The organism is Acinetobacter sp. IK23, assembly GCF_035615275.1.
GTDB classification, from domain to species: domain Bacteria; phylum Pseudomonadota; class Gammaproteobacteria; order Pseudomonadales; family Moraxellaceae; genus Acinetobacter; species Acinetobacter seifertii.
The window spans coordinates 16,518-35,635 of the sequence record NZ_JANBNX010000027.1; the positions used below are offsets into that span (position 1 = coordinate 16,518).

Consider the following 19,118-nt stretch of genomic DNA (forward strand, 5'->3'; position numbering starts at 1 on the left):
TTTATTTATGCGACGAAGTATCCCGTCCATTCAGGGCCTGATTTGCTTTGAAAGTGCAGCAAAACATCTAAGTTATACCTATGCTGCACAGGAGTTATGTATTACCCAAAGTGCAGTCTCTCGCCAAATTCAGCAGTTAGAAGATTTCTTGGGTGTGGAACTCTTTATACGTACTCGGCATGGGGTTGAACTCACCATTGCTGGTCAGCAATATTTTAAAAGCATTAAACCCTACTTGTTAGGGCTAGAGAAATGTACGGCCGATGTGATTTCTCATAAAGGTTTAGGCGGAACATTAAAGTTAGGCGTGGTGCCTACCTTTGCAACCCGTTGGCTGTTACCCAAACTTCATCTTTTAAATCAAAAACACCCTGAAATTACGGTTCACTTAGAAACCAGTACCAAGCCTTTTTTATTTAATGACAATATTTTTGACGCTGCGATTTTTGCAGGTACGCAGCAGCAAATTGACCACTGGCCCGGCATACAAGCGCATTATTTAATGGATGAAGAAATTGTACCCGTGTGCTCACCCAGACTCATCGAGAAGTATTTTCCAGATGCTGTGATGATTAATGAAAATACCTATGATTTAAGCCCTGAAGATTTGCTAAAAATTCCCCTACTACAACAAACCACTCGGCCTAGCATTTGGCAAGAATGGTTTCTAACTCATCAGATGCAGCACCCTAAACCTTTTGATGGACAACGTCATGAATTATTTTCAATGCTTGCGGTTGCTGCGAGTCATGACATGGGAATGGCTCTAATTCCGCAAATGTTGATTGAGTCTGAACTACAAAAAAAAGAACTGGTGATTGTTTCCAATAAAAAACTAAAAGGCAGCCGAAAGTACTATCTCATTCACTCAAGCCAAGATGTATCACCGACCATTCAGAAATTTGTTGAGTGGATTTACCAAGAACTAGAACAACTAAAGAGCAATACAAATTAGCTCAATAGCCTTTATTTATAACCAATATCGCGAACTATACTCATAAAAAAAAGATTGTGATTGATAAGATCACAACCTTTTTAGTTAAGCGTAAATGACTTTGAAATTAATGACTCATTAATTGAATATCTGAACCGCTACGTTTAGGGTCAATCAAGATTTTGGCATGCTGTTCAGGATCACGTAACGCTTCAAATGCATTAGTTACACCTTCTAGGCCAACAACACCCGTAATCAGTGGTGAACAGTTCACTTTCCCTTCTGCAATCATGTGTAGCGCATCTCTAAACTCAAGCGGTGTATAGCCCAACACAAACTGAATTTCTAACTCTTTATTAATCGCAAGTGCTGGTTCGATTTTGTCACTTTGCATGCAGACACCCACCCCAACAATTCGGGAAAACAAAGGTGCACCTTCAATAATTTGCTGCAAAACACCCGGTACGCCCACACACTCAAAAATAACAGGACGTTTTGGCAGAGCACCTAATTTATCAATCATGCGCCATCCATGCCACCACGGTAAGCGAGTTGCTTGTAACTTATCAAACAGTCCCATGCCCATGTTAATTGCATCAGAAACATTGCCAAGCAAACCAAACTCTTTCCAGTTGGCAAATGGCGATATCTCTTTAGGGTCTACCACAATATCCGCACCACATTGCTCGGCAAGCTTACGGCGGTTTGGTGAAAAGTCGCTGGCAACTACAGTTTTAACCCCAGCTGCTTTAAGCATTAATATGACACCTAGCCCGACAGGACCACAGCCAATCACAATCGCAGGTTCACCAGTTTTCACACGGCTACGGCGAACAGCATGCAATGCAACCGCCATAGGTTCAGTCATTGCAGCACTATCCGCATCTAGACCATTCGGTACTTCAAACATCAAGCTTGATTGGGCCAATACTTGCTCCGCATAACCACCCGAAGCATTTGGGGAAAGGCCTGTAGATAAATAACCATGCTGATCTACGTTTAAAAGCGGCATTGCACAAACGAGTGTATCCGCTTTAAATTTATGGCGTGTTTTTGGGCCGTAGTCTAAAACCTTGCCGCAAAACTCATGTCCTAGTACAAATGGGTCTGTAGATTTGGCTAAACCATTAAACCCGACACGTGCAGCCAGATCATGCATGTGGTCGCAGTGGTGCTGCATATGTAAATCTGAACCACAGATCCCACATCGCACCACTTCTAATAACACCTGTCCTTTTACAGGCGTTAAGTTCGGTTGGTCCACCACTTGTAATTTTGCTTGATGACAAAGTACCGACTTCATTTGAGCGCTTCCTATTTCTTCTTTTTCATTTACTTGCCAGAAATAGATTTCTACAGATAAATTAATCGCTTTATCAGTTTGGTCTTTAGCAAGCCTTTATTCATCTTTACAACTAAAAGCCAAAATACCAATGACCATTCTTCAGCCAATCTACTCTTGAAGAGTCAACAAAAAACAGGCTCAGCGAAATTAAAAACAATAAAAATCTTGGTGCTTGTATCTTACACAGACTACGTTGCCTTCTTAGGCCAGAACAATGTCATCAAAATTAAAACTTATACAAATATAGTAAGTTCAAAAAACTCAACTCAACGCTTTTCACAAAAACATAGCAAAACCAAACTTTTATCAGTGGCTCTAAACAGGCATGATGAACTGATACAAACAGATAAGAAGAAGTCTATGATTACAAAAACGCTCCCGCTTACAGATATACACCGACATCTTGATGGCAACATCCGCATTCAAACCATTTTAGAATTAGGCCAACAATACAATTTAGATTTGCCTGCTTACGACATTGAATCTTTACGACCACACGTACAAGTGATCGATAACCAACCAGACTTATTAAGTTTTTTATCTAAGCTCGATTGGGGTGTAAAAGTATTAGCGAGCCTAGATGCCTGCAAACGTATTGCTTTTGAAAACATGCAAGATGCAGCACAACAAGGCCTAGACTATGTAGAGTTACGTTTTTCACCGGGTTATATGGGAATGACACATCAACTTCCACTTGAAGGCGTTGTTGAAGCAGTTATTGCTGGCGTAAAAGAAGGTAGTCAGACGTACGGCGTAAAAGCGAATTTAATTGGCATTATGAGCCGTACTTTTGGCCAAGAAGCCTGTGAAAAAGAATTAAATGCCCTGCTTGCCCATAAAAATGATATTAAAGCGTTGGATCTTGCTGGAGATGAGCTTGGTTTTCCGGGTAATTTATTTATTGAACACTTTAAAAAAGCACGTGATGCAGGTTGGCACATTACGGTACATGCAGGTGAAGCTGCCGGCCCAGAAAGTATTTGGCAAGCTATTGAAGAATTAGGGGCCGAACGAATTGGACATGGCGTTAAAGCAGTTCAAGATTTAAAACTTTTAGATTATTTAGCGAAACATAAGATTGGTATTGAGTCTTGTCTCACCTCAAACATTCAAACCAATACAGTGCCGTCTTTAGCAGAACATCCATTAAAGACATTTTTAGAACATGGTGTGCTTGCCACCATTAATACAGATGACCCAGCGGTAGAAGGTATTGAGATACAACATGAATATTTAACTGCTGCCCCATTAGCAGGTTTAAGCCCTGAGCAAATTTATACAGCTCAAGAAAATGGACTTAAAATCGCATTTTTATCAGATCAAGAAAAAAATGAGTTAAGACAGAAATATCAATAACAGAGAACAGAGAACAGAGAACAGAGAACAGAGAACAGAGAACAGAGAACAGAGAACAGAGAACAGAGAACAGAGAACAGAGAACAGAGAACAGAGAACAGAGCTTATATAAATAAGTTCAAATATTGGAGTGTGTATAAATTAAAATTTAAATATATAAAAACAAAAAATTCCTTCTATTTGTAAAACTAGAAGAAATTCTTTTCAATATTTGGGATATTTTTAAAGCTTGAACGCTTTTTAAATATGGTCGGAGCAGTAGGATTCGAACCTACGACCCCCTGGTCCCAAACCAGGTGCACTACCAGGCTGTGCTATGCTCCGAAATTGGGGTGAATGACGGGATTCGAACCCGCGACAACTGGAATCACAATCCAGGGCTCTACCAACTGAGCTACATCCACCATCAAATAAGTTCTATGTACCAAGCTACCAAATGGCGCGCCTGACAGGATTCGAACCTGTGACCATCCGCTTAGAAGGCGGATGCTCTATCCAACTGAGCTACAGGCGCTTAACCGATGATGCTTATCATGCGATACTTCGCCGATCTTAAAATATTATTTTAAGTGGTCGGAGCAGTAGGATTCGAACCTACGACCCCCTGGTCCCAAACCAGGTGCACTACCAGGCTGTGCTATGCTCCGATCTATCTCAGCTTTTGCTGTATCGCACATCGTGCGGTACGGTGTGCATTCTAGGCGCGACGCCCTCAGACGTCAACACCTATTCTAAAAAAAAGTTAAAAATCCTTATCAAATGTATATTTAACAAGCATTTTGAGGTTTTTTAACGTTTTAACGATGCACTAAAGGCTAACATTCGATCTAAAGGCATTTTGGCACGTTCAGCTAGCGCTGGATCGACGTGTATTTCCTGATCACCTTTTTGTAAAACTTCTAAAATTCCGTCAAGTTCATTCATTGCCATCCACGGACAGTGAGCACATGAACGACAAGTTGCCCCCTCACCCGCTGTTGGCGCCTCAACTAAAATCTTATTGGGTACTGCTTGCTGCATTTTGTAGAAAATACCGCGGTCTGTTGCCACAATGAGTCTTTCGTTTGGCAAAGTCTGTGCAGCTTTAATGAGTTGAGACGTACTACCTACCGCATCGGCAATTTCTACAACCGATTCTGGCGACTCTGGATGTACCAATACAGCAGCGTCTGGATACAGTGCTTTCATGCTGGCAATACCACGTGCACGGAATTCTTCATGCACAATACATGCACCATCCCAAAGCAACATATCAGCACCGGTTTTCTTTTGAATATAGCGACCTAAATGCTGATCTGGTGCCCAAATAATTTTTTCACCTAGGCTGTCTAGATGCTCAACAATTTCGACAGCACAGCTTGAAGTTACGACCCAATCTGCACGTGCTTTAACAGCAGCAGATGTGTTTGCATAAACAACTACAGTATGGTCAGGGTGTTGATCACAAAATGCTGTGAACTCATCAACTGGACAGCCCAAGTCGAGTGAACAAGTTGCTTCAAGTGTCGGCATTAAAATTGTTTTTTCAGGAGACAGAATTTTAGCTGTCTCCCCCATAAATTTAACACCAGCAACGACTAATGTTGAGGCAGCATGATCGCGTCCAAAACGGGCCATTTCTAAAGAATCAGAAACACATCCACCTGTTTTTTCAGCAAGCTCTTGTACTTCAGGGTCGCAATAGTAATGAGCAACAAGGACAGCATCACGTTTTTTGAGCTCTGCTTCGATCTGTGCAAACTTTTGTTGTTTTGCTTCTTCACTTAAGCGATTGTCTTTTGGCTCACCTAAACGGTCTAAATGCGCTTGTACAATGTTTTTTGCATCGTTGGCAATTAAAGTCGCATCACTCATAAAACGTCTTCTCTATCCTTTATGCTGGCATACCTGCTCGCATATAACGTTACTGCTTAAATGATTTAATAGATTGAATCATTTAATATCAAAAGTTGGGGCTAATAAAAAAGCCTCTTTGTCGAGGCTTGATTATAACTGAATATTTACGAACGGTAATCTGCATTAATCTTGACATAGTCGTAAGATAAATCGCATGTGTAGACTGTATCTTTGGCTTGTCCGCGACCTAAGTCAACACGAATGGTAATTTCGGTTTGTGCCATAACACGTGCGCCCGCTTCTTCAGTATAGTCCTCGGCTGCACCACCATCTTTACAGATTTGTACGTCGTCTAGCCATACCTGAATTTTAGACACGTCTAAGTCTTTCACTCCAGCATAGCCAATTGCCGCTAAAATACGCCCCCAGTTCGGGTCAGATGCGAAAAGTGCGGTTTTAACAAGTGGAGAATGCGCAATGCTGTACGCAATGTCACAACATTCCTGAATGTTACCGCCGCCCTCTACCGCAACAGTAATAAACTTCGTCGCACCTTCGCCATCACGAATAATTAACTGCGCTAAACGGTTCATGACACGAGCAAGCACTTCTAATACTTTTGCGTAGCGTGGATCACTGTCTGATGTAATTTCAGCACCACCTGCCTGACCAGTCGCTACAAAAATGCAAGAGTCATTTGTTGAAGTATCGCCATCAATGGTAATACGGTTAAATGAATGCTCAACTGTGGTCTTTAAAAGCTTTTGGACTAAATCACGGCTAATAGGCGCATCTGTAGCAACAAAGCTCAGCATGGTTGCCATGTTTGGACGGATCATGCCTGCGCCTTTACTAATACCTGTCATGGTATAAGTAATGCCATCAAGTTCAAATTTTTCAGATGCACCTTTAGGGACTGTATCTGTCGTCATAATACCAGTTGCAGCATCATTCCAAGCAGCATCTTGTACGCTATTTAATGCAGGCTGAAGACCAGCAAGTAAGCGCTCCATTGGAAGCTGTTCACCAATCACACCCGTAGAAAACGGAAGTACTTCAAAACTTTTCACACCAGCAAGCTCAGCTAACTTCGCGCAAGTGTCTTGGGCATTTTTTAAGCCTGTAGGTCCAGTACCCGCATTGGCATTACCTGTGTTAATCACTAAATAACGAGGGTTGCCTTGTGCAAGATGAGCTTTCGATACATGAACAGGTGCTGCACAGAATGCATTTTGGGTAAATACCCCAGCAACGTTTGAACCTTCTGCAAACTCAAAAATGACTAAATCTCGTCGGTTCTGGTAACGTACATATGCTTCAGTTGAGCCAATTTTTACACCTTTTACCACATGCATTTGTGGCATTGTTACGTCGCCGACAGCCATTTTTAGAACATCCAGAGTTTGTTATGAAAAGATTAATATTTCAGAAAATAGCGATGTAACAAAACATGCTTTACATGAAATATCAGTGTTGACAGCTTATTAGAAAAGCCTGAAAAAATCGAGCGCTAAAAATAGCTTATTGTTGCTCTAATTTTAATAAAATATCTTTCTTATCAAGACCACCAGCAAAACCGACCAAGGCACCGCCTGCCCCAATGACTCGGTGACAAGGTGCAATAATCGAAATTGGGTTTTTACCATTAGCAGCCCCTACTGCTCGTACTGCTTTTTCATTGCCAATTTGAACAGCGACTTCTTTATAACTTCTTGTTTCACCATAGGGAATGCTGAGTAATGCCGCCCATACCTGTTTTTGAAATGGTGTACCTTCAAAATCTAATGGCAATGTAAACTCACGGCGCTTGCCTTCAAAGTATTCTTTTAACTGTTGCTCAGTTTTTAATAAAACCGGATGCTCAGTTTGTTCGACCAGCTCAGCCAGTCGAACACGTTTTGGATTTTCATTGTCCCAAAGTACTGCCACCAAAGCATTTTCATTCGCAACTAGCTTTAATTGCCCAACAGGCGAATTGATATACTTATAAGACAGCAACATACTTTATCCTTTTAAGATGGAGACGAAATTTTCATTAGAACCAGTCCCGATACAATCAGTACAGCGGCAATCATTCTCATCGCACCAATAGGTTCATGAAGAAAAAATATACCCACTAAAAATGATCCAATTGCACCTATGCCTGTCCAAACCGTATAAGCAGTACCAAGGGGTAGAGTTTTCATTGATATTGAAAGCAGAACTACACTCAAAATCATAAAAACTACGGTAATAACACTAGGGGTTAAACGTGTAAAACCTTCAGACATTTTCATAGAATATGCCCAAATGATTTCAAATACACCTGCTAAAATTAAAATAGCCCAAGCCATAACATTCACTAATTTTTATAGTGTCAGGTCGTCCTGACATGATTACCCATTATGGGGGAGGTCGTTCCTCCTTATGTGAAGACTCAGTTTACTTTAAAATAAAAAATGTAGGCAAACCCGAACTCAAGTTCACCTTTAATCTATAAATCTTATTCATTTTTGAGTTGTAAGATTTTCCGTGCACCATTTAAAACAAACAAAACAATAATTAGCCCAATTATGAGATCAGGATAACGAGAGCCTGTGATTGCAACTAATACTCCCGCAATTATGACACCCAAGTTTACGATGACATCATTTGCAGAGAATATATAACTCGCCTTCATGTGTGCCCCACTCTCCTTATGATCTCTCATTAAATAAAGACAACTAACATTGGCTGCAAGCGCTAAACCACCAATTAAAATCATGAGAATTGAAACAGGTTCACTGCCGTATATAAAACGACGTAGTACATCAACTAACACAATCATGGCTAAGCCAAACTGAAACCATCCGGAAATATGTGCAGCCTTTAATTGAGCATTGAGGTTTTTACCTACCACAAATAAAGCAATGCCATAAATTGCCGCATCTGCAAACATATCGAGTGAGTCAGCAATTAACCCTGTTGATGACGCAATGATGCCCGCCATAAATTCGATGAAAAACATCACAGCATTAATGAGTAACAACCATTGTAAAACCTGTTTTTGTGCTGCATGGTTTGAAGAGCTAGCACGTACCTTTTTAGGTTTTTCAACAGGTTCATAGTGTGGCTGGGTTTGCTGTAACTCAGCCCCTAAACCTAAGCGTTGCAGGCTTTGGGTAATTTTTTCAGCTTCTGTACTATGATATACCGCTAAATGACGAGTAGGTAAATCAAATTCAAGTTCCTGAATATGTTCAGCATAAGGCGCTAAAGCCATTCGCACCATTTGCTCTTCTGCTGCACAATCCATGTGAGGAATATGATAATAACTCACCCATTGGATTTTATTCACCATAGGTTTACTCAGCATAGAATAGTCCTGAGTTGCTACGCTTGAGCACCCACAGTTTGAACAGCTTTTATTTACATTTATTTGATTCTCTTGTTTTTCTAAAGCCATCTTTGCACCATAACTGACACAAAAAACAATGCCATCAGTATAAACCAATGGCATATCATTAAGCTTACTTTTTGTTCGGCAATTAAAACTTAAGTGTTAACCCAGCTCCATAATACCAACCATGCTCAGAGTCAGTTCCAGTTTGCCAAGCAGTTTGTTTTAAGCCTTTTTCATAGCCGTAACCAACATCAACAAATGGCATGACCTTTTTATTGATTTCATAACGGGTTTGAAAACCTGCATGCAAACTCGATAGCCCCGTTTTACTGGCATAGCGAGATTCATCTTGCAAAACAACATCTGCTTTTAAATAGGGCTTACCAATCAACTTTTGGGTAAAGAGTAAGTCCCTTTCCGTTTCTAAACTTAACTTCCATAACTGATCTTCACCTGCGTAAAGATAAGCATCGGTTTCAAAAAAGTAAGGCGCCATGCCGTGTAAGCCCACTACACCAGCCCAGCGATCTTGCTTTTCATCTTCCTGCTGTAAGCGTTCGTAGTTTACCCCAGCCTGCACGTCCCAATAGTCGGCAACATTACGGCTATAAAGTACTGAACCACCATAATTGGCATCTTCTGACTCGGCTTTTTCAACATGGGCTTTGATGAATAATTTGTTTTCATCAGTTCCCACCCAGCTTTCCAATTCAGAAGAAAAACGTCCTTCTCCTTCTTCATTTTGAGTCCAGCCCGTATCAATTTTTGTTGCTTGATAGATCTGTCCACCATGTTCACGTAAATGATCATGCGTTAAGGGTTCTTGTGCCAAAGCAAGAACCGATACACCAGAGAAAACACCGCAACATATCATTTGAGAAAATAACTTAGTGATGCGCATGACTAGCTCCTTTTTCATTTTCAGATTGAACAGGTGCTTGAGATGCATCTACTGCTCCATCATTCACTTGAGCCACAATCAACTTATTCATCATTCCAGCACTCATGTGATAAAGCAGATGGCAATGAATCGCCCACTCTCCTAAGGCATCGGCTGTCAGTAACGCAGTAACTGTCTTTCCAGGTGGAACAATAACGGTATGTTTATTTGGTAAGTTTTCAGCTTGTTGACCATTTTCTAATTGCATAAACATGCCATGTAAATGCATTGGATGGGCCATCATGCTTTCATTCACGAACTTCAAGCGAATACGCTCGCCATATTTAACTTGTAACGGCTCAGCTTCGTTAAATTTCTTGCCATTAATGGTCCAGATATAACGCTCCATGTTACCGCCTAAACGAATAACAAGCTCTCGTTCTGGCGCACGTGTGTCTGGCTGAGGTGTTAAAGATTGCAAATCACTATATTGCAGCGCTTTCATACCTGCTGGTGTTGAAGCATTTGCCCAGCCATAAACAGGCTCATCTTTTTTAGTTTTATTCTCAGATTGCTCATGCATCTCATGCTTCATATTCATCATGGCGTGATCATGTTCGCTAGACGACATTGCCTGCATATCATGTTTCATTTCAGACATGGCCGACATATCGTGCTTCATGTGCATCATAGAGTGATCATGTTCGTCAGATGACATCTTTTTCATGTCATCATCCATCTTCATCACCGTATGATCATGATTAGCCTGGCTTGTCTCTTTTTTCATTTCAGACATGTCATGTTGCATATTCATTTGATGGCCAGCATGTTCATCACTTCCACTACCATGATTCATGCCCATGTCGTCCATGGTTAACAAAGCACGCGGACGCGGCTGTGGTATTTGAATTGGTCCTACAGCTTGTGTATTTTCATTATGCAAAGTGCCGATGGCAAAACCGCTACGATCAATAGACTCTGCTTCAATCTGATAATTTGACTGTTTAGGTTCCACAATGACATCGTAGGTTTCGGCTGTGCCAATACGAAACTCGTCAATTGCAACAGGTTTAACTGGCTGTCCGTCTGCACTCACGACAGTCATTTTTAAATTTGGAATTCTGACATCAAAAAAAGACATTGCTGAAGCATTAATAAATCGTAATCGAACCTTATCGCCAGCTTTAAAATTAGCTGTCCAGTTTTGCTCTGGTGTCTTACCGTTAACTAAGAAAGTATAACCTGTCACATCAGACATATCGGTTTTTAACATCCGCATCTGATTCCACATCGAACGATCTTGCCAAGTCGCTTTTAAGCCCTGTGCTTTAACTTGCTTCCAAACATCAGATACGGTTTCACGGCGGTTTTGATAATACTCAGCAGATTTCTTTAAATTCTTTAAAATACTATCGCTAGAAGAGTTATGAAAATCTGAAAGCATCACCACATAATCACGGTCAGTTTTTTCATGCGCCGCTACGGGTATTTTGCCTTTTGGATAAATCACGAGCGGGCCATATAAACCATCTTGCTCTTGGCCTTTACTATGGGCGTGATACCAATATGTGCCATTTTGTTTCACCTTAAAACGGTAAACAAAATCTCCGTTTGGCGCGATTCCTTTAAAACCATTGAAACCGGGCACACCATCCATTAACCCAGGTAGTAATAAGCCATGCCAGTGTAAAGAGGTATCTTGATTCTTTAATTGGTTATGAACATGAATAACAGCCTCATCTCCTTCCTCAAACTCAAGGAGTGGTGCTGTAAACTTGCCATTTACGGTAATTCGCTTGAGCGGCTGACCAGTAACATTGACCTGTTGTTCATTAATATTAAGGTGATATTCCTTAATTGCCGCGAGGGTCCATGGTGAAAACAATAGACCAAATACAGCGACGAGGCTGCTAATTGTTTTATGAGACATTGCTGTAATCCTTTGAACTAAAAAATAAGTAAGAAAGGATTAAGCTTTTGGAGGGCGTAAGATTTCTTGCCAGTATCCGGCTAAATGCTGAGCCTGATAAATACTACTAAATTGAGATGGAATAGGAATAAATGATGACTCAATATCTGGTACAGCTTGTTGTAAAGCCAGATTCACCATCTGACAATGCACTGGGTTACAGTCTTGGCAATGCTCACCATGTTGAGAAACTTTAACCATAAATTGATGACACATTGCCTGATCATTAGCTTGACTATGCATAGTGTGATGTGTCATTTGTTGACTATGGCATGGCATTGTATGAAGATCATGCTGCGGCATCTGAGCAACAGACACGCCACTCCACCCAACAACTAAAGTCATTAGGAACACAAACCAAGCATACTTGCGTAAGTGTTGCAGCGTCATCATTTATTGCCTTGAGCAATCCATTTATCTATGGGATATAAGCATAACCAAGTTTTAAAACAGATACAATTTTACATCATAATTGATTGTTTTTATGGTCATTAAGCAAACGGAGCTTGATGCTGAAGAACTAAATCAATCACTTCTAATACACCTTCTCGTTCATTACTTACCGTTGTATAAGGTGCTACTGCTTTTAAAGCTTCAATAGCATTTTCAACCGCAAACCCATAACCTGCTGCTTTGATCATCTGGATATCATTATTGTTATCGCCAATCGCGACCACCTGATGAGGCTCAATCTGCCATTTTTGCAATAATAGCTTCAAACCATGTGCTTTATGTTGGTCTGGAAGGATCAAATCAATAAAACCAAAACCACTTGAAACAGGTACTAAGACTTTATCTGCAACAAAACTTTGTTTCTGAAAATGTTCAAAAATGGCAAAACTTTCGTTTTCCTGAGCAGTAAAAGTAATTTTACACACCAAATCATCTAACGCATAAAAGTCATCGATAATGGTCAGCTTCTCAAAATATCGAGCGACTTTAGCGTAGTCCTCTGCATTCATACTTCTATGTACATAAGCGCTCTGTTTTCCACAGATCACCATAGTCGAGGTATACACAGAGTCAATCGCTTTTAGAATCTTACCAAACTGTTCTTTGCTTAAATGGGCAAAAGCAATTTCTTGCCCTGCATCGACAACATGTGCCCCATTTTCTGCAATGAAAGCAATTTCATGATTAATTTCTGGAAAATAAGTAACAAGCTTTGCAAGTTGGTTACCGCTGGCCACCACAAAATGAATATTATTTTGTTTTAGTTGTTCATACTGTTTTAAAAAACGTGCTTTGTTGTACTGCTTCTTAGAATTAAGAAAAGTCCCATCCATATCTACCGCTAAAATTTTTACCGACATTAATTATCAAGATCTCTTACTAAAAACTTATTAAAGCAAATTTAGCTTTACTTTTCATGACACTTTTACAGTTTTCTACTCATCTATCCATAAAAGGTTTTACACAGCTCCATCTCGTTTTTTGCACAGGTTATTTTTTAGTAAAGCTCAATAAAAAATCAGGTAATAAAATATTCAATATGCGTAAAAAAAGAACGCCAAAACGTTCTTTTTTCATAGCTTTTGTCTAGAGAATAAACGGTTGATCTAGTTTTGTTTATTTTACCAACATCTTATCCATACGGTTATCAACACAGTTATCCATACAGTTATAAACAAAGTTATCCACATGAACGAGGGGTAGCAGCGATTAAGTATCGCTGCCCGAGTGCAAGACGAACAGCTATGCTGTGAGTGGCGAAAAACACATCTCACCTTATCCAAGCACAAAAAGCTGTTAAACCTCTTTCGTCCCTACTTTAGCAAGCTCTGCACGCATTTGATCAATCACGACTTTATAATCTGGTTGACCAAAAATTGCTGAACCAGCAACAAACATATCTGCACCCGCTTCTGCAATTTCACGAATATTTGCTGGGCCAACACCGCCATCTACTTCTAAACGGATATCACGGCCACTTACATCGATAATTTTGCGCGCTGCACGTAATTTTTCTAAAGTCATTGGAATGAACTTTTGTCCACCAAAGCCAGGGTTTACACTCATTATTAAAATTTGATCTACTTTATCAAGCACATAATCTAAATGGTGTAACGGTGTTGCTGGGTTAAAGACTAAACCTGCTTTAGCACCACCAGACTTAATCAGTTGTAATGAACGATCAATGTGGTGCGATGCTTCTGGATGAAACGTAATGATATCTGCACCAGCTTCTAGGAAATCACCAATAATACGGTCAACTGGAGACACCATTAAATGCACATCAATTGGAGCTTTAACACCATAGTTTTTTAGAGCCTTACATACACCAGCACCAAAAGTTAAGTTTGGAACGTAGTGATTATCCATCACGTCAAAATGCACTACATCTGCACCTGCAGCTAACACTTTGTCTACATCTTCGCCTAAACGAGCAAAATCGGCAGATAAAATAGAAGGAGCAATCAAATAAGGCTTGGACATAGGTGGATGACCTGGCTAGAAATTTAAGGAGAGGCTGAAAATTATAACAAAAAAGAACCTCCTTGACCCGCTCTTCCTTACCTAAATCACAACATTTCAAGCTTGCAACGTAACGTTGCTATTATAGAATGCCAAGTGCCATACGAATTTGTTAAGGTACATTAAACCAATGTGAGGATTGATAATGAAAAGTACGACTCATCTATTAACAAATGATGGAAAACGCATTGCAAAACGTCTCGTTAACCATTGGAAACATAAGTTTGAAGTACAAGAAACTGAGCAAGACTTTAAAATCTTAATGCCTACAGCAACTATTACACTTGCACCTCAAACAGAGCAGTTAAATGTTGCTATTGATAGTCAGTTAGATGACCACGACCACTTGGAAAAAGTTGTCCTTGATCATCTAAACCGTATGGCTCAACAAGAATTTGAGGTGGAATGGCAACACTAATTAGCCAGCGACCTTTTCTAATTGGATCGCATGGAACTGTAAGTGCTCATCCATAAAGGTCTGGATAAAGTAATAACCATGATCATAGCCAGCATGTTGTCTTAAAGTTAAAGGCTGTCCTACTTTTAAACATGCTTGCTTAAATTTTTCAGGGTGAAGTTGTTCATAAAATTGATCATCTAATCCCTGATCAACCAAAATTTCGCTAAAAACTGCACCATTTTTTAAGACTAAAGCTGTGGCATCATGAGCCAACCAGCTCTCACGATCTGCGCCTAAATAATGGTTAAATGCTTTTTCGCCCCATGCACATTCGCTTGGTGCACAGATCGGTGCAAAAGCAGAAACTGACTTAAACTTTTTAGGATATTTAAAAGCCAAAGTTAATGCGCCGTGGCCACCCATAGAATGCCCAAAGATACCAACTTGTTGAGCATTTACTGGAAAACTTTTTAAAATGAGTGGATATAACTCCTCAATTAAATAACTTTCCATCTGATAATGTTCAGACCAAGGTGCTTGCGTTGCATTGATATAAAAGCCCGCACCTTGTCCTATATCCCAATTGTCACCTACTGCAACCTGTTCGCCACGAGGTGAAGTATCAGGCGTAATCAATATCAGACCAAGATGGGCTGCCATATGCTGCGCATGTGCTTTAATGGCAAAGGTTTCCTCAGTACACGTTAACCCAGCGAGATAAAACAAAGTTGAACAGGCTTTCCCTTCCAAAGCTGCTGGTGGTAAATAAATACCAAACTTAGTAGAGCCTTTTAATAATTGAGAATCAAACTGGTAAATGTGCTGCTCACCCTCAAAGCAACGGTTTTTTTGCAGGAGTTGCATCGTTTTTAGCCTCTGTTTGTGTTTGAGCAATATTTACACTACCTGTACTTTGCTGTGGGAAAAGATATTTTTCCAACTGAGGTAGCATAAGTTCCATATTCTTACCAATCACCCATTGCGGTTCTGAAGGGTCTACACCTTGAGCCACTTCCCATTTGGTCACGGTTTGCTTGGCAGCATTAAACGAATCTTTCATAGAAGACTGCTCTCGCATCGCCAAGTCAAAAAAAGCTCGTCCAAAATAGGTATAGTCAGCTTCGTTATTACAGCCAAAAGAAGTTTTGTCTGCCGCAGATGCCGTAATAATTAAAGTATCTGGTGACTGCAAAGCGGGAATGAAACTTCCTGAATAACAAGCAGAAATGACAATCACGCGCCAACGAATACCAGCTTTATCGAGCGTTTCACGTAACCATTTCGGATCGACCTGTCCCAAATCTAGAGGCGCATTTTCAATTTCAAAATGGTTTTGTTCACCATGCGATGTCATGTATAAGAACAGCACATCACTATCACGATTCATTTGTTGGCCCATACGGCGTAGAGCCAACTCGATACTGGTTTTAGATGCAATCGGGATTTCAGTTCGAGTATCTGGGTTATTGACCAGCATCATTGAACGCCCAACTGTGCCAAAACGTGTATCGAATTGTTCTTTAATACGAACCACTTCCGATTTAAAAACGTCTTGGTAACTATCGCCCGCAACACCCAAGAAATACCAATGACTTTTAGCTATCTCACCATATTGGACTTGTTCTAAGGCATCATGAAGTAACTTACTTTGTGCATAAAAAGCATCTTCGGCAAACGTAGGTGGAGAGTCTTCTACTTTCCAAATAGGCTGATCTTTTACTGAAAGTTGCCAGACCACCATGGTCGCAATAGTCGCAACCATGACCAACGCCCGCTCCCACCAAGGCCATTTCAACTCACGTGAGAAAACCCAAATGACAGCTAAACTTTGCCACACAAAAAGTGCCACAAATAGGCTTGGTAGAATACCGTTATAAATGGCATCGGGAATAAAGTTTAGATAACCGTTAGAACCCAAATATTGAATTAAACATTGAATTAATAAAATATTGGTATCTAAAACCAGCCAGAGCAAAGCTGGAACTAACATCAAACGTGGCTGATTAATACGCTGTGATAGAAAAATACCAACAATAAGCGCAATAAAAGGCCAGAGTGCGTACCCAATTAAACCTTGCGAGTTGAAATCACCCGTTTGACCAGCAACAAGCCAGCTATAAAGCGAGTTGGTACATCCACCTAATATTCCCCAAACAATAAGCTGAAGAATAGAAGGATGTACGATCTGTAAGGAACGTCTTGACCCCAAAAATAACCACATTCCGGCAAGCTGGTTACTTTTAAAATCATGCCAAAAGTTAATGGAAGGTTTGAGATCAATCATAAAAAGGTTTCAAAAATTTCGTTTTGTCAGGCACCATAAGTGTATGCCTGCTAAGAATTTTAGCAATCATGCTTTTGAACTATATCACATATATTTGTGCATTATTCAAGCAATAAAACTTAACCTTACATAAGCTTACTGAAAGTAAGCATCAAAACGACAAGCATCTCCCTGCCACTGATGGGCTGGCTCTTGATTTGCTAAAAAAATCGCATGTCGTGGGCGTTTCACAATCACACGCTTGGCAACTTTCTTAGCTAACTCAAGCAAATTATCACCTAAATCCATTTCACCATCTTCTGGTAAAAGTAAATGCAAAAGCTGCATCTGCTTTTTGACTTGGGCTTGTTTTTTAATCGCTTGTTGGTTCTGGTTACGCTGTGGAAACATCGGGTCTAAATAAACCACATCAACCGTTTTTGCTTCTTGATCTAATTGCTGTAAATAGCTTGCAGAGTCAGCAAACACCAGTTGAATACGATCTATAAACTGATTTAAAAATGAATCGTGCTGTGCTTGAGCTTTTGAATCTTCAAGTAAAGTAAATAAAATCGGATGGCGTTCAACAAGCTGTATTTGAGCACCTAAATACGCCATGAGTAAGCTGTCGTGACCTAAACCTGCTGTTGCGTCTACAAGTATTGGTTTTTCACCCAGCTGACAAGCTCGAGCAATCATTTCTGATTTAAGACTGGCACGTTTTAAACGCGGAATTTCCGCTTTCCAGTCAGGCTGCATTTTCATGCCATTTGCAGATAACCAAAGTCCGTTTTCATCTACACAAAGTGCTAAGTCTGGGTTTAAACGTAAAAAACGAGCATTGAGCTTTTCAATGGGTTGTAAGTCGGTAGTCACGCCTCTAGAACAAAGCACAGCTTGGTAGTGCTGTGCTTGCTCTTGAAAATCTACTTCAAAATATATATGCATGAGTACTGCCTTTACTTTGCTTTACCCTGATCCGCTATTTTTTTCCAAGCATCATCACGCAAGTAAACCGGTAAAGCATGTTCTGCATCAACCCACTGTTTTTGAGCAGCATAGACACGTGCAATCGAAGCAATGTCTTGTGCAGTAGCAGTGATAGTTTGATGCTCTGCATCGGCTTGAAGAAGCTTAGCACCTGAACCAATTAAGCAATGTTTTGCATAAGCAGCGGCTTGCTCGTAGTTCATTAATTTTTCTTCATCAATACACTGCATGATGCCTTGTTCGTTTAGAACAAAACTTGCAATGTAAACTTCATTCATACGGGCATCGAGTACCGCAGTCACCTGCTCTAAACCTTCAAGTCGGTAAGCTGCTTGCGCAAGAGCTTGTAAGGTAGAAACAGGAACCACAGGTAAATCTTGTGACCAAGCTAAAGCCTGAGTAACGGCAGCATTAATTCGAACACCGCTAAAAGAACCTGGCCCACGGCTAAAGGCAATTGCATCTAAACCAGCAATTTCTAGTCCAGTTTGCTGTAAGCCCTGCTCAATCATTGGCAAAATGGTCTGGGTTTGTGCTTTCGCTCGCGTATCGAGTTGGAAAAAGAGTTCTTGGGTTTCATCAATTAATGAAATGGAACATTGCTCATTTGCAGTTTCCAACGCCAGCAGTTTCATGCACAACCTTAGTATTCAATCAGATTAAAAACGGAAGTAATGATACCCCACTCGGCCCTGATAGGCGAGTTGTTCCTGTCTAAATAAAAACGCCAAGCGAGTGCTTGGCATTGAAAATATCTTACTGAAAATTTAAAAGTGAAATTCTTTTAAATCTGCATAGCTTTTAAAGTGTTCAGCATAATGTAGGGCACTCAAGCGTATTTTTGCAGCGCCTTCTTCATCTAGAGTTTTGACAATTTTGCCAGGTGAACCCATCACCACTGAATTATCTGGAATCACCTTCCCTTCAGGAATTAAAGCATTAGCACCAATAATACAGTTTTTACCAATTACAGCTCGATTTAAAATGACAGCGTTCATACCAATCAGGCTATTATCACCAATCGTACAACCATGCAGCATGACTTTATGTCCGACCGTGACATATTCACCAATATTTAGTTCAAGGCCTGCATCGGTATGTAATACCGAGTTTTCTTGAATATTAGAAAAATTACCAATCCGAACAACACAGTTATCAGCACGTACTACCGCACCAAACCAAATACTGACCTGACGGCCTAATTCTACTTGCCCAATAAGCGTTGCTGTTGGAGCAACCCAGCCATCCCATGGCTCATGTAATGCTTTTGGGTGCTGTCCTTGATAGCTATACATCATAATTTATCTAT

At 40.3% G+C, this 19,118-nt stretch carries 19 protein-coding genes and 4 tRNA genes; 3 read left to right on the forward strand and 20 right to left on the reverse strand.

Annotated elements, in window-relative coordinates; genetic code table 11:
• Positions 1-7: 7 nt before the first annotated feature.
• Positions 8-955 carry a LysR substrate-binding domain-containing protein gene (locus MSG95_RS15375; protein ID WP_077165949.1) on the forward strand — a complete coding sequence of 316 codons (948 nt, stop codon included), beginning with the start codon at positions 8-10 and terminating at the stop codon, positions 953-955.
• 106 nt (positions 956-1,061) lie between these two features.
• Here MSG95_RS15375 and MSG95_RS15380 read toward each other — a convergent pair whose 3' ends face one another.
• Positions 1,062-2,237 (reverse strand): zinc-binding dehydrogenase, encoded by a 1,176-nt coding sequence (locus tag MSG95_RS15380; RefSeq protein WP_077165950.1) that lies wholly within the window; start codon positions 2,235-2,237, stop codon positions 1,062-1,064.
• A gap of 402 nt (positions 2,238-2,639) precedes the next feature.
• On the opposite strand from MSG95_RS15380, the gene add reads away from it, so the two are divergent.
• On the forward strand, positions 2,640-3,635 hold the full coding sequence (gene add / locus MSG95_RS15385) for an adenosine deaminase (protein ID WP_077166001.1): 996 nt from the start codon (positions 2,640-2,642) through the stop codon (positions 3,633-3,635).
• Positions 3,636-3,882: 247 nt separating this feature from the next.
• Here add and MSG95_RS15390 read toward each other — a convergent pair.
• From MSG95_RS15390 to rpe, 14 genes are all read right to left on the reverse strand, one after another.
• A tRNA-Pro gene (locus tag MSG95_RS15390) sits at positions 3,883-3,959 on the reverse strand.
• Positions 3,960-3,963: 4 nt separating this feature from the next.
• Positions 3,964-4,039, reverse strand: a tRNA-His gene (locus MSG95_RS15395).
• A gap of 33 nt (positions 4,040-4,072) precedes the next feature.
• Positions 4,073-4,149: transfer RNA gene (locus MSG95_RS15400), tRNA-Arg, on the reverse strand.
• 56 nt (positions 4,150-4,205) lie between these two features.
• Positions 4,206-4,282 (reverse strand) — tRNA-Pro (locus MSG95_RS15405).
• 142 nt (positions 4,283-4,424) lie between these two features.
• The gene (nadA, locus tag MSG95_RS15410; RefSeq protein WP_004703754.1) at positions 4,425-5,489 is read right to left on the reverse strand and encodes a quinolinate synthase NadA; all 1,065 of its coding nucleotides are present in this window, start codon (positions 5,487-5,489) and stop codon (positions 4,425-4,427) included.
• A gap of 146 nt (positions 5,490-5,635) precedes the next feature.
• The gene (gene argJ, locus MSG95_RS15415) at positions 5,636-6,856 is read right to left on the reverse strand and encodes a bifunctional glutamate N-acetyltransferase/amino-acid acetyltransferase ArgJ (protein ID WP_077165991.1); all 1,221 of its coding nucleotides are present in this window, start codon (positions 6,854-6,856) and stop codon (positions 5,636-5,638) included.
• Positions 6,857-6,992: 136 nt separating this feature from the next.
• A complete protein-coding gene (locus MSG95_RS15420; protein ID WP_049064093.1) occupies positions 6,993-7,472 on the reverse strand; it encodes a methylated-DNA--[protein]-cysteine S-methyltransferase in 480 nt (159 codons plus the stop codon).
• An 11-nt stretch (positions 7,473-7,483) separates the two neighbouring features.
• Entirely contained in the window at positions 7,484-7,804 is a 321-nt protein-coding gene (locus MSG95_RS15425; RefSeq protein WP_002115842.1) for a DMT family transporter, read from the reverse strand.
• A gap of 149 nt (positions 7,805-7,953) precedes the next feature.
• Positions 7,954-8,949 (reverse strand): cation transporter, encoded by a 996-nt coding sequence (locus MSG95_RS15430; protein WP_213033578.1) that lies wholly within the window; start codon positions 8,947-8,949, stop codon positions 7,954-7,956.
• 28 nt (positions 8,950-8,977) lie between these two features.
• The gene (locus tag MSG95_RS15435; protein WP_213033579.1) at positions 8,978-9,733 is read right to left on the reverse strand and encodes a copper resistance protein B; all 756 of its coding nucleotides are present in this window, start codon (positions 9,731-9,733) and stop codon (positions 8,978-8,980) included.
• Positions 9,720-11,642, reverse strand: a complete 1,923-nt coding sequence (locus MSG95_RS15440; protein WP_077165992.1) for a copper resistance system multicopper oxidase — start codon at positions 11,640-11,642, stop codon at positions 9,720-9,722. Before MSG95_RS15440 ends, MSG95_RS15435 begins: the two co-directional genes overlap by 14 nt.
• Before the next feature lie 39 nt (positions 11,643-11,681).
• Complete coding sequence (locus MSG95_RS15445) at positions 11,682-12,071, reverse strand: hypothetical protein (protein WP_077165993.1); 390 nt, start codon at positions 12,069-12,071, stop codon at positions 11,682-11,684.
• A 101-nt stretch (positions 12,072-12,172) separates the two neighbouring features.
• Positions 12,173-12,994, reverse strand: a complete 822-nt coding sequence (locus MSG95_RS15450) for a Cof-type HAD-IIB family hydrolase (RefSeq protein ID WP_077165994.1) — start codon at positions 12,992-12,994, stop codon at positions 12,173-12,175.
• Between the two features lie 436 nt (positions 12,995-13,430).
• Complete coding sequence (gene rpe, locus MSG95_RS15455; protein ID WP_077165995.1) at positions 13,431-14,117, reverse strand: ribulose-phosphate 3-epimerase; 687 nt, start codon at positions 14,115-14,117, stop codon at positions 13,431-13,433.
• Positions 14,118-14,301: 184 nt separating this feature from the next.
• Here rpe and MSG95_RS15460 point away from each other — a divergent pair, with 184 nt between their 5' ends.
• Positions 14,302-14,574 carry a DUF2218 domain-containing protein gene (locus MSG95_RS15460; RefSeq protein ID WP_004703774.1) on the forward strand — a complete coding sequence of 91 codons (273 nt, stop codon included), beginning with the start codon at positions 14,302-14,304 and terminating at the stop codon, positions 14,572-14,574.
• On the opposite strand, the gene fghA is transcribed toward MSG95_RS15460, so the two are convergent.
• The 5 genes from fghA to MSG95_RS15485 all read right to left on the reverse strand — a co-directional run bounded on the left by fghA (position 14,575) and on the right by MSG95_RS15485 (position 19,104).
• A complete protein-coding gene (gene fghA, locus MSG95_RS15465; protein ID WP_077165996.1) occupies positions 14,575-15,420 on the reverse strand; it encodes an S-formylglutathione hydrolase in 846 nt (281 codons plus the stop codon).
• Positions 15,389-16,840: a C13 family peptidase gene (locus MSG95_RS15470; protein WP_004703777.1), complete on the reverse strand. Its 1,452-nt coding sequence runs from the start codon at positions 16,838-16,840 to the stop codon at positions 15,389-15,391. Before MSG95_RS15470 ends, fghA begins: the two co-directional genes overlap by 32 nt.
• 135 nt (positions 16,841-16,975) lie before the next feature.
• Positions 16,976-17,767, reverse strand: a complete 792-nt coding sequence (locus MSG95_RS15475; RefSeq protein ID WP_077165997.1) for a class I SAM-dependent methyltransferase — start codon at positions 17,765-17,767, stop codon at positions 16,976-16,978.
• An 11-nt stretch (positions 17,768-17,778) separates the two neighbouring features.
• Positions 17,779-18,444, reverse strand: a complete 666-nt coding sequence (gene tsaB, locus MSG95_RS15480; RefSeq protein ID WP_077165998.1) for a tRNA (adenosine(37)-N6)-threonylcarbamoyltransferase complex dimerization subunit type 1 TsaB — start codon at positions 18,442-18,444, stop codon at positions 17,779-17,781.
• A gap of 132 nt (positions 18,445-18,576) precedes the next feature.
• Complete coding sequence (locus MSG95_RS15485; protein WP_077166004.1) at positions 18,577-19,104, reverse strand: gamma carbonic anhydrase family protein; 528 nt, start codon at positions 19,102-19,104, stop codon at positions 18,577-18,579.
• Positions 19,105-19,118: the final 14 nt, after the last annotated feature.

Bases quoted from the DNA above. Each gene is read 5' to 3' on its own strand.
- MSG95_RS15375 (WP_077165949.1), top strand. From the start codon at position 8: ATGCGACGAAGTATCCCGTCCATTCAGGGCCTGATTTGCTTTGAAAGT.
- MSG95_RS15380 (WP_077165950.1), bottom strand. From the start codon at position 2,237: ATGAAGTCGGTACTTTGTCATCAAGCAAAATTACAAGTGGTGGACCAA.
- add (WP_077166001.1), top strand. From the start codon at position 2,640: ATGATTACAAAAACGCTCCCGCTTACAGATATACACCGACATCTTGAT.
- nadA (WP_004703754.1), bottom strand. From the start codon at position 5,489: ATGAGTGATGCGACTTTAATTGCCAACGATGCAAAAAACATTGTACAA.
- argJ (WP_077165991.1), bottom strand. From the start codon at position 6,856: ATGGCTGTCGGCGACGTAACAATGCCACAAATGCATGTGGTAAAAGGT.
- MSG95_RS15420 (WP_049064093.1), bottom strand. From the start codon at position 7,472: ATGTTGCTGTCTTATAAGTATATCAATTCGCCTGTTGGGCAATTAAAG.
- MSG95_RS15425 (WP_002115842.1), bottom strand. From the start codon at position 7,804: ATGGCTTGGGCTATTTTAATTTTAGCAGGTGTATTTGAAATCATTTGG.
- MSG95_RS15430 (WP_213033578.1), bottom strand. From the start codon at position 8,949: ATGCCATTGGTTTATACTGATGGCATTGTTTTTTGTGTCAGTTATGGT.
- MSG95_RS15435 (WP_213033579.1), bottom strand. From the start codon at position 9,733: ATGCGCATCACTAAGTTATTTTCTCAAATGATATGTTGCGGTGTTTTC.
- MSG95_RS15440 (WP_077165992.1), bottom strand. From the start codon at position 11,642: ATGTCTCATAAAACAATTAGCAGCCTCGTCGCTGTATTTGGTCTATTG.
- MSG95_RS15445 (WP_077165993.1), bottom strand. From the start codon at position 12,071: ATGACGCTGCAACACTTACGCAAGTATGCTTGGTTTGTGTTCCTAATG.
- MSG95_RS15450 (WP_077165994.1), bottom strand. From the start codon at position 12,994: ATGTCGGTAAAAATTTTAGCGGTAGATATGGATGGGACTTTTCTTAAT.
- rpe (WP_077165995.1), bottom strand. From the start codon at position 14,117: ATGTCCAAGCCTTATTTGATTGCTCCTTCTATTTTATCTGCCGATTTT.
- MSG95_RS15460 (WP_004703774.1), top strand. From the start codon at position 14,302: ATGAAAAGTACGACTCATCTATTAACAAATGATGGAAAACGCATTGCA.
- fghA (WP_077165996.1), bottom strand. From the start codon at position 15,420: ATGCAACTCCTGCAAAAAAACCGTTGCTTTGAGGGTGAGCAGCACATT.
- MSG95_RS15470 (WP_004703777.1), bottom strand. From the start codon at position 16,840: ATGATTGATCTCAAACCTTCCATTAACTTTTGGCATGATTTTAAAAGT.
- MSG95_RS15475 (WP_077165997.1), bottom strand. From the start codon at position 17,767: ATGCATATATATTTTGAAGTAGATTTTCAAGAGCAAGCACAGCACTAC.
- tsaB (WP_077165998.1), bottom strand. From the start codon at position 18,444: ATGAAACTGCTGGCGTTGGAAACTGCAAATGAGCAATGTTCCATTTCA.
- MSG95_RS15485 (WP_077166004.1), bottom strand. From the start codon at position 19,104: ATGTATAGCTATCAAGGACAGCACCCAAAAGCATTACATGAGCCATGG.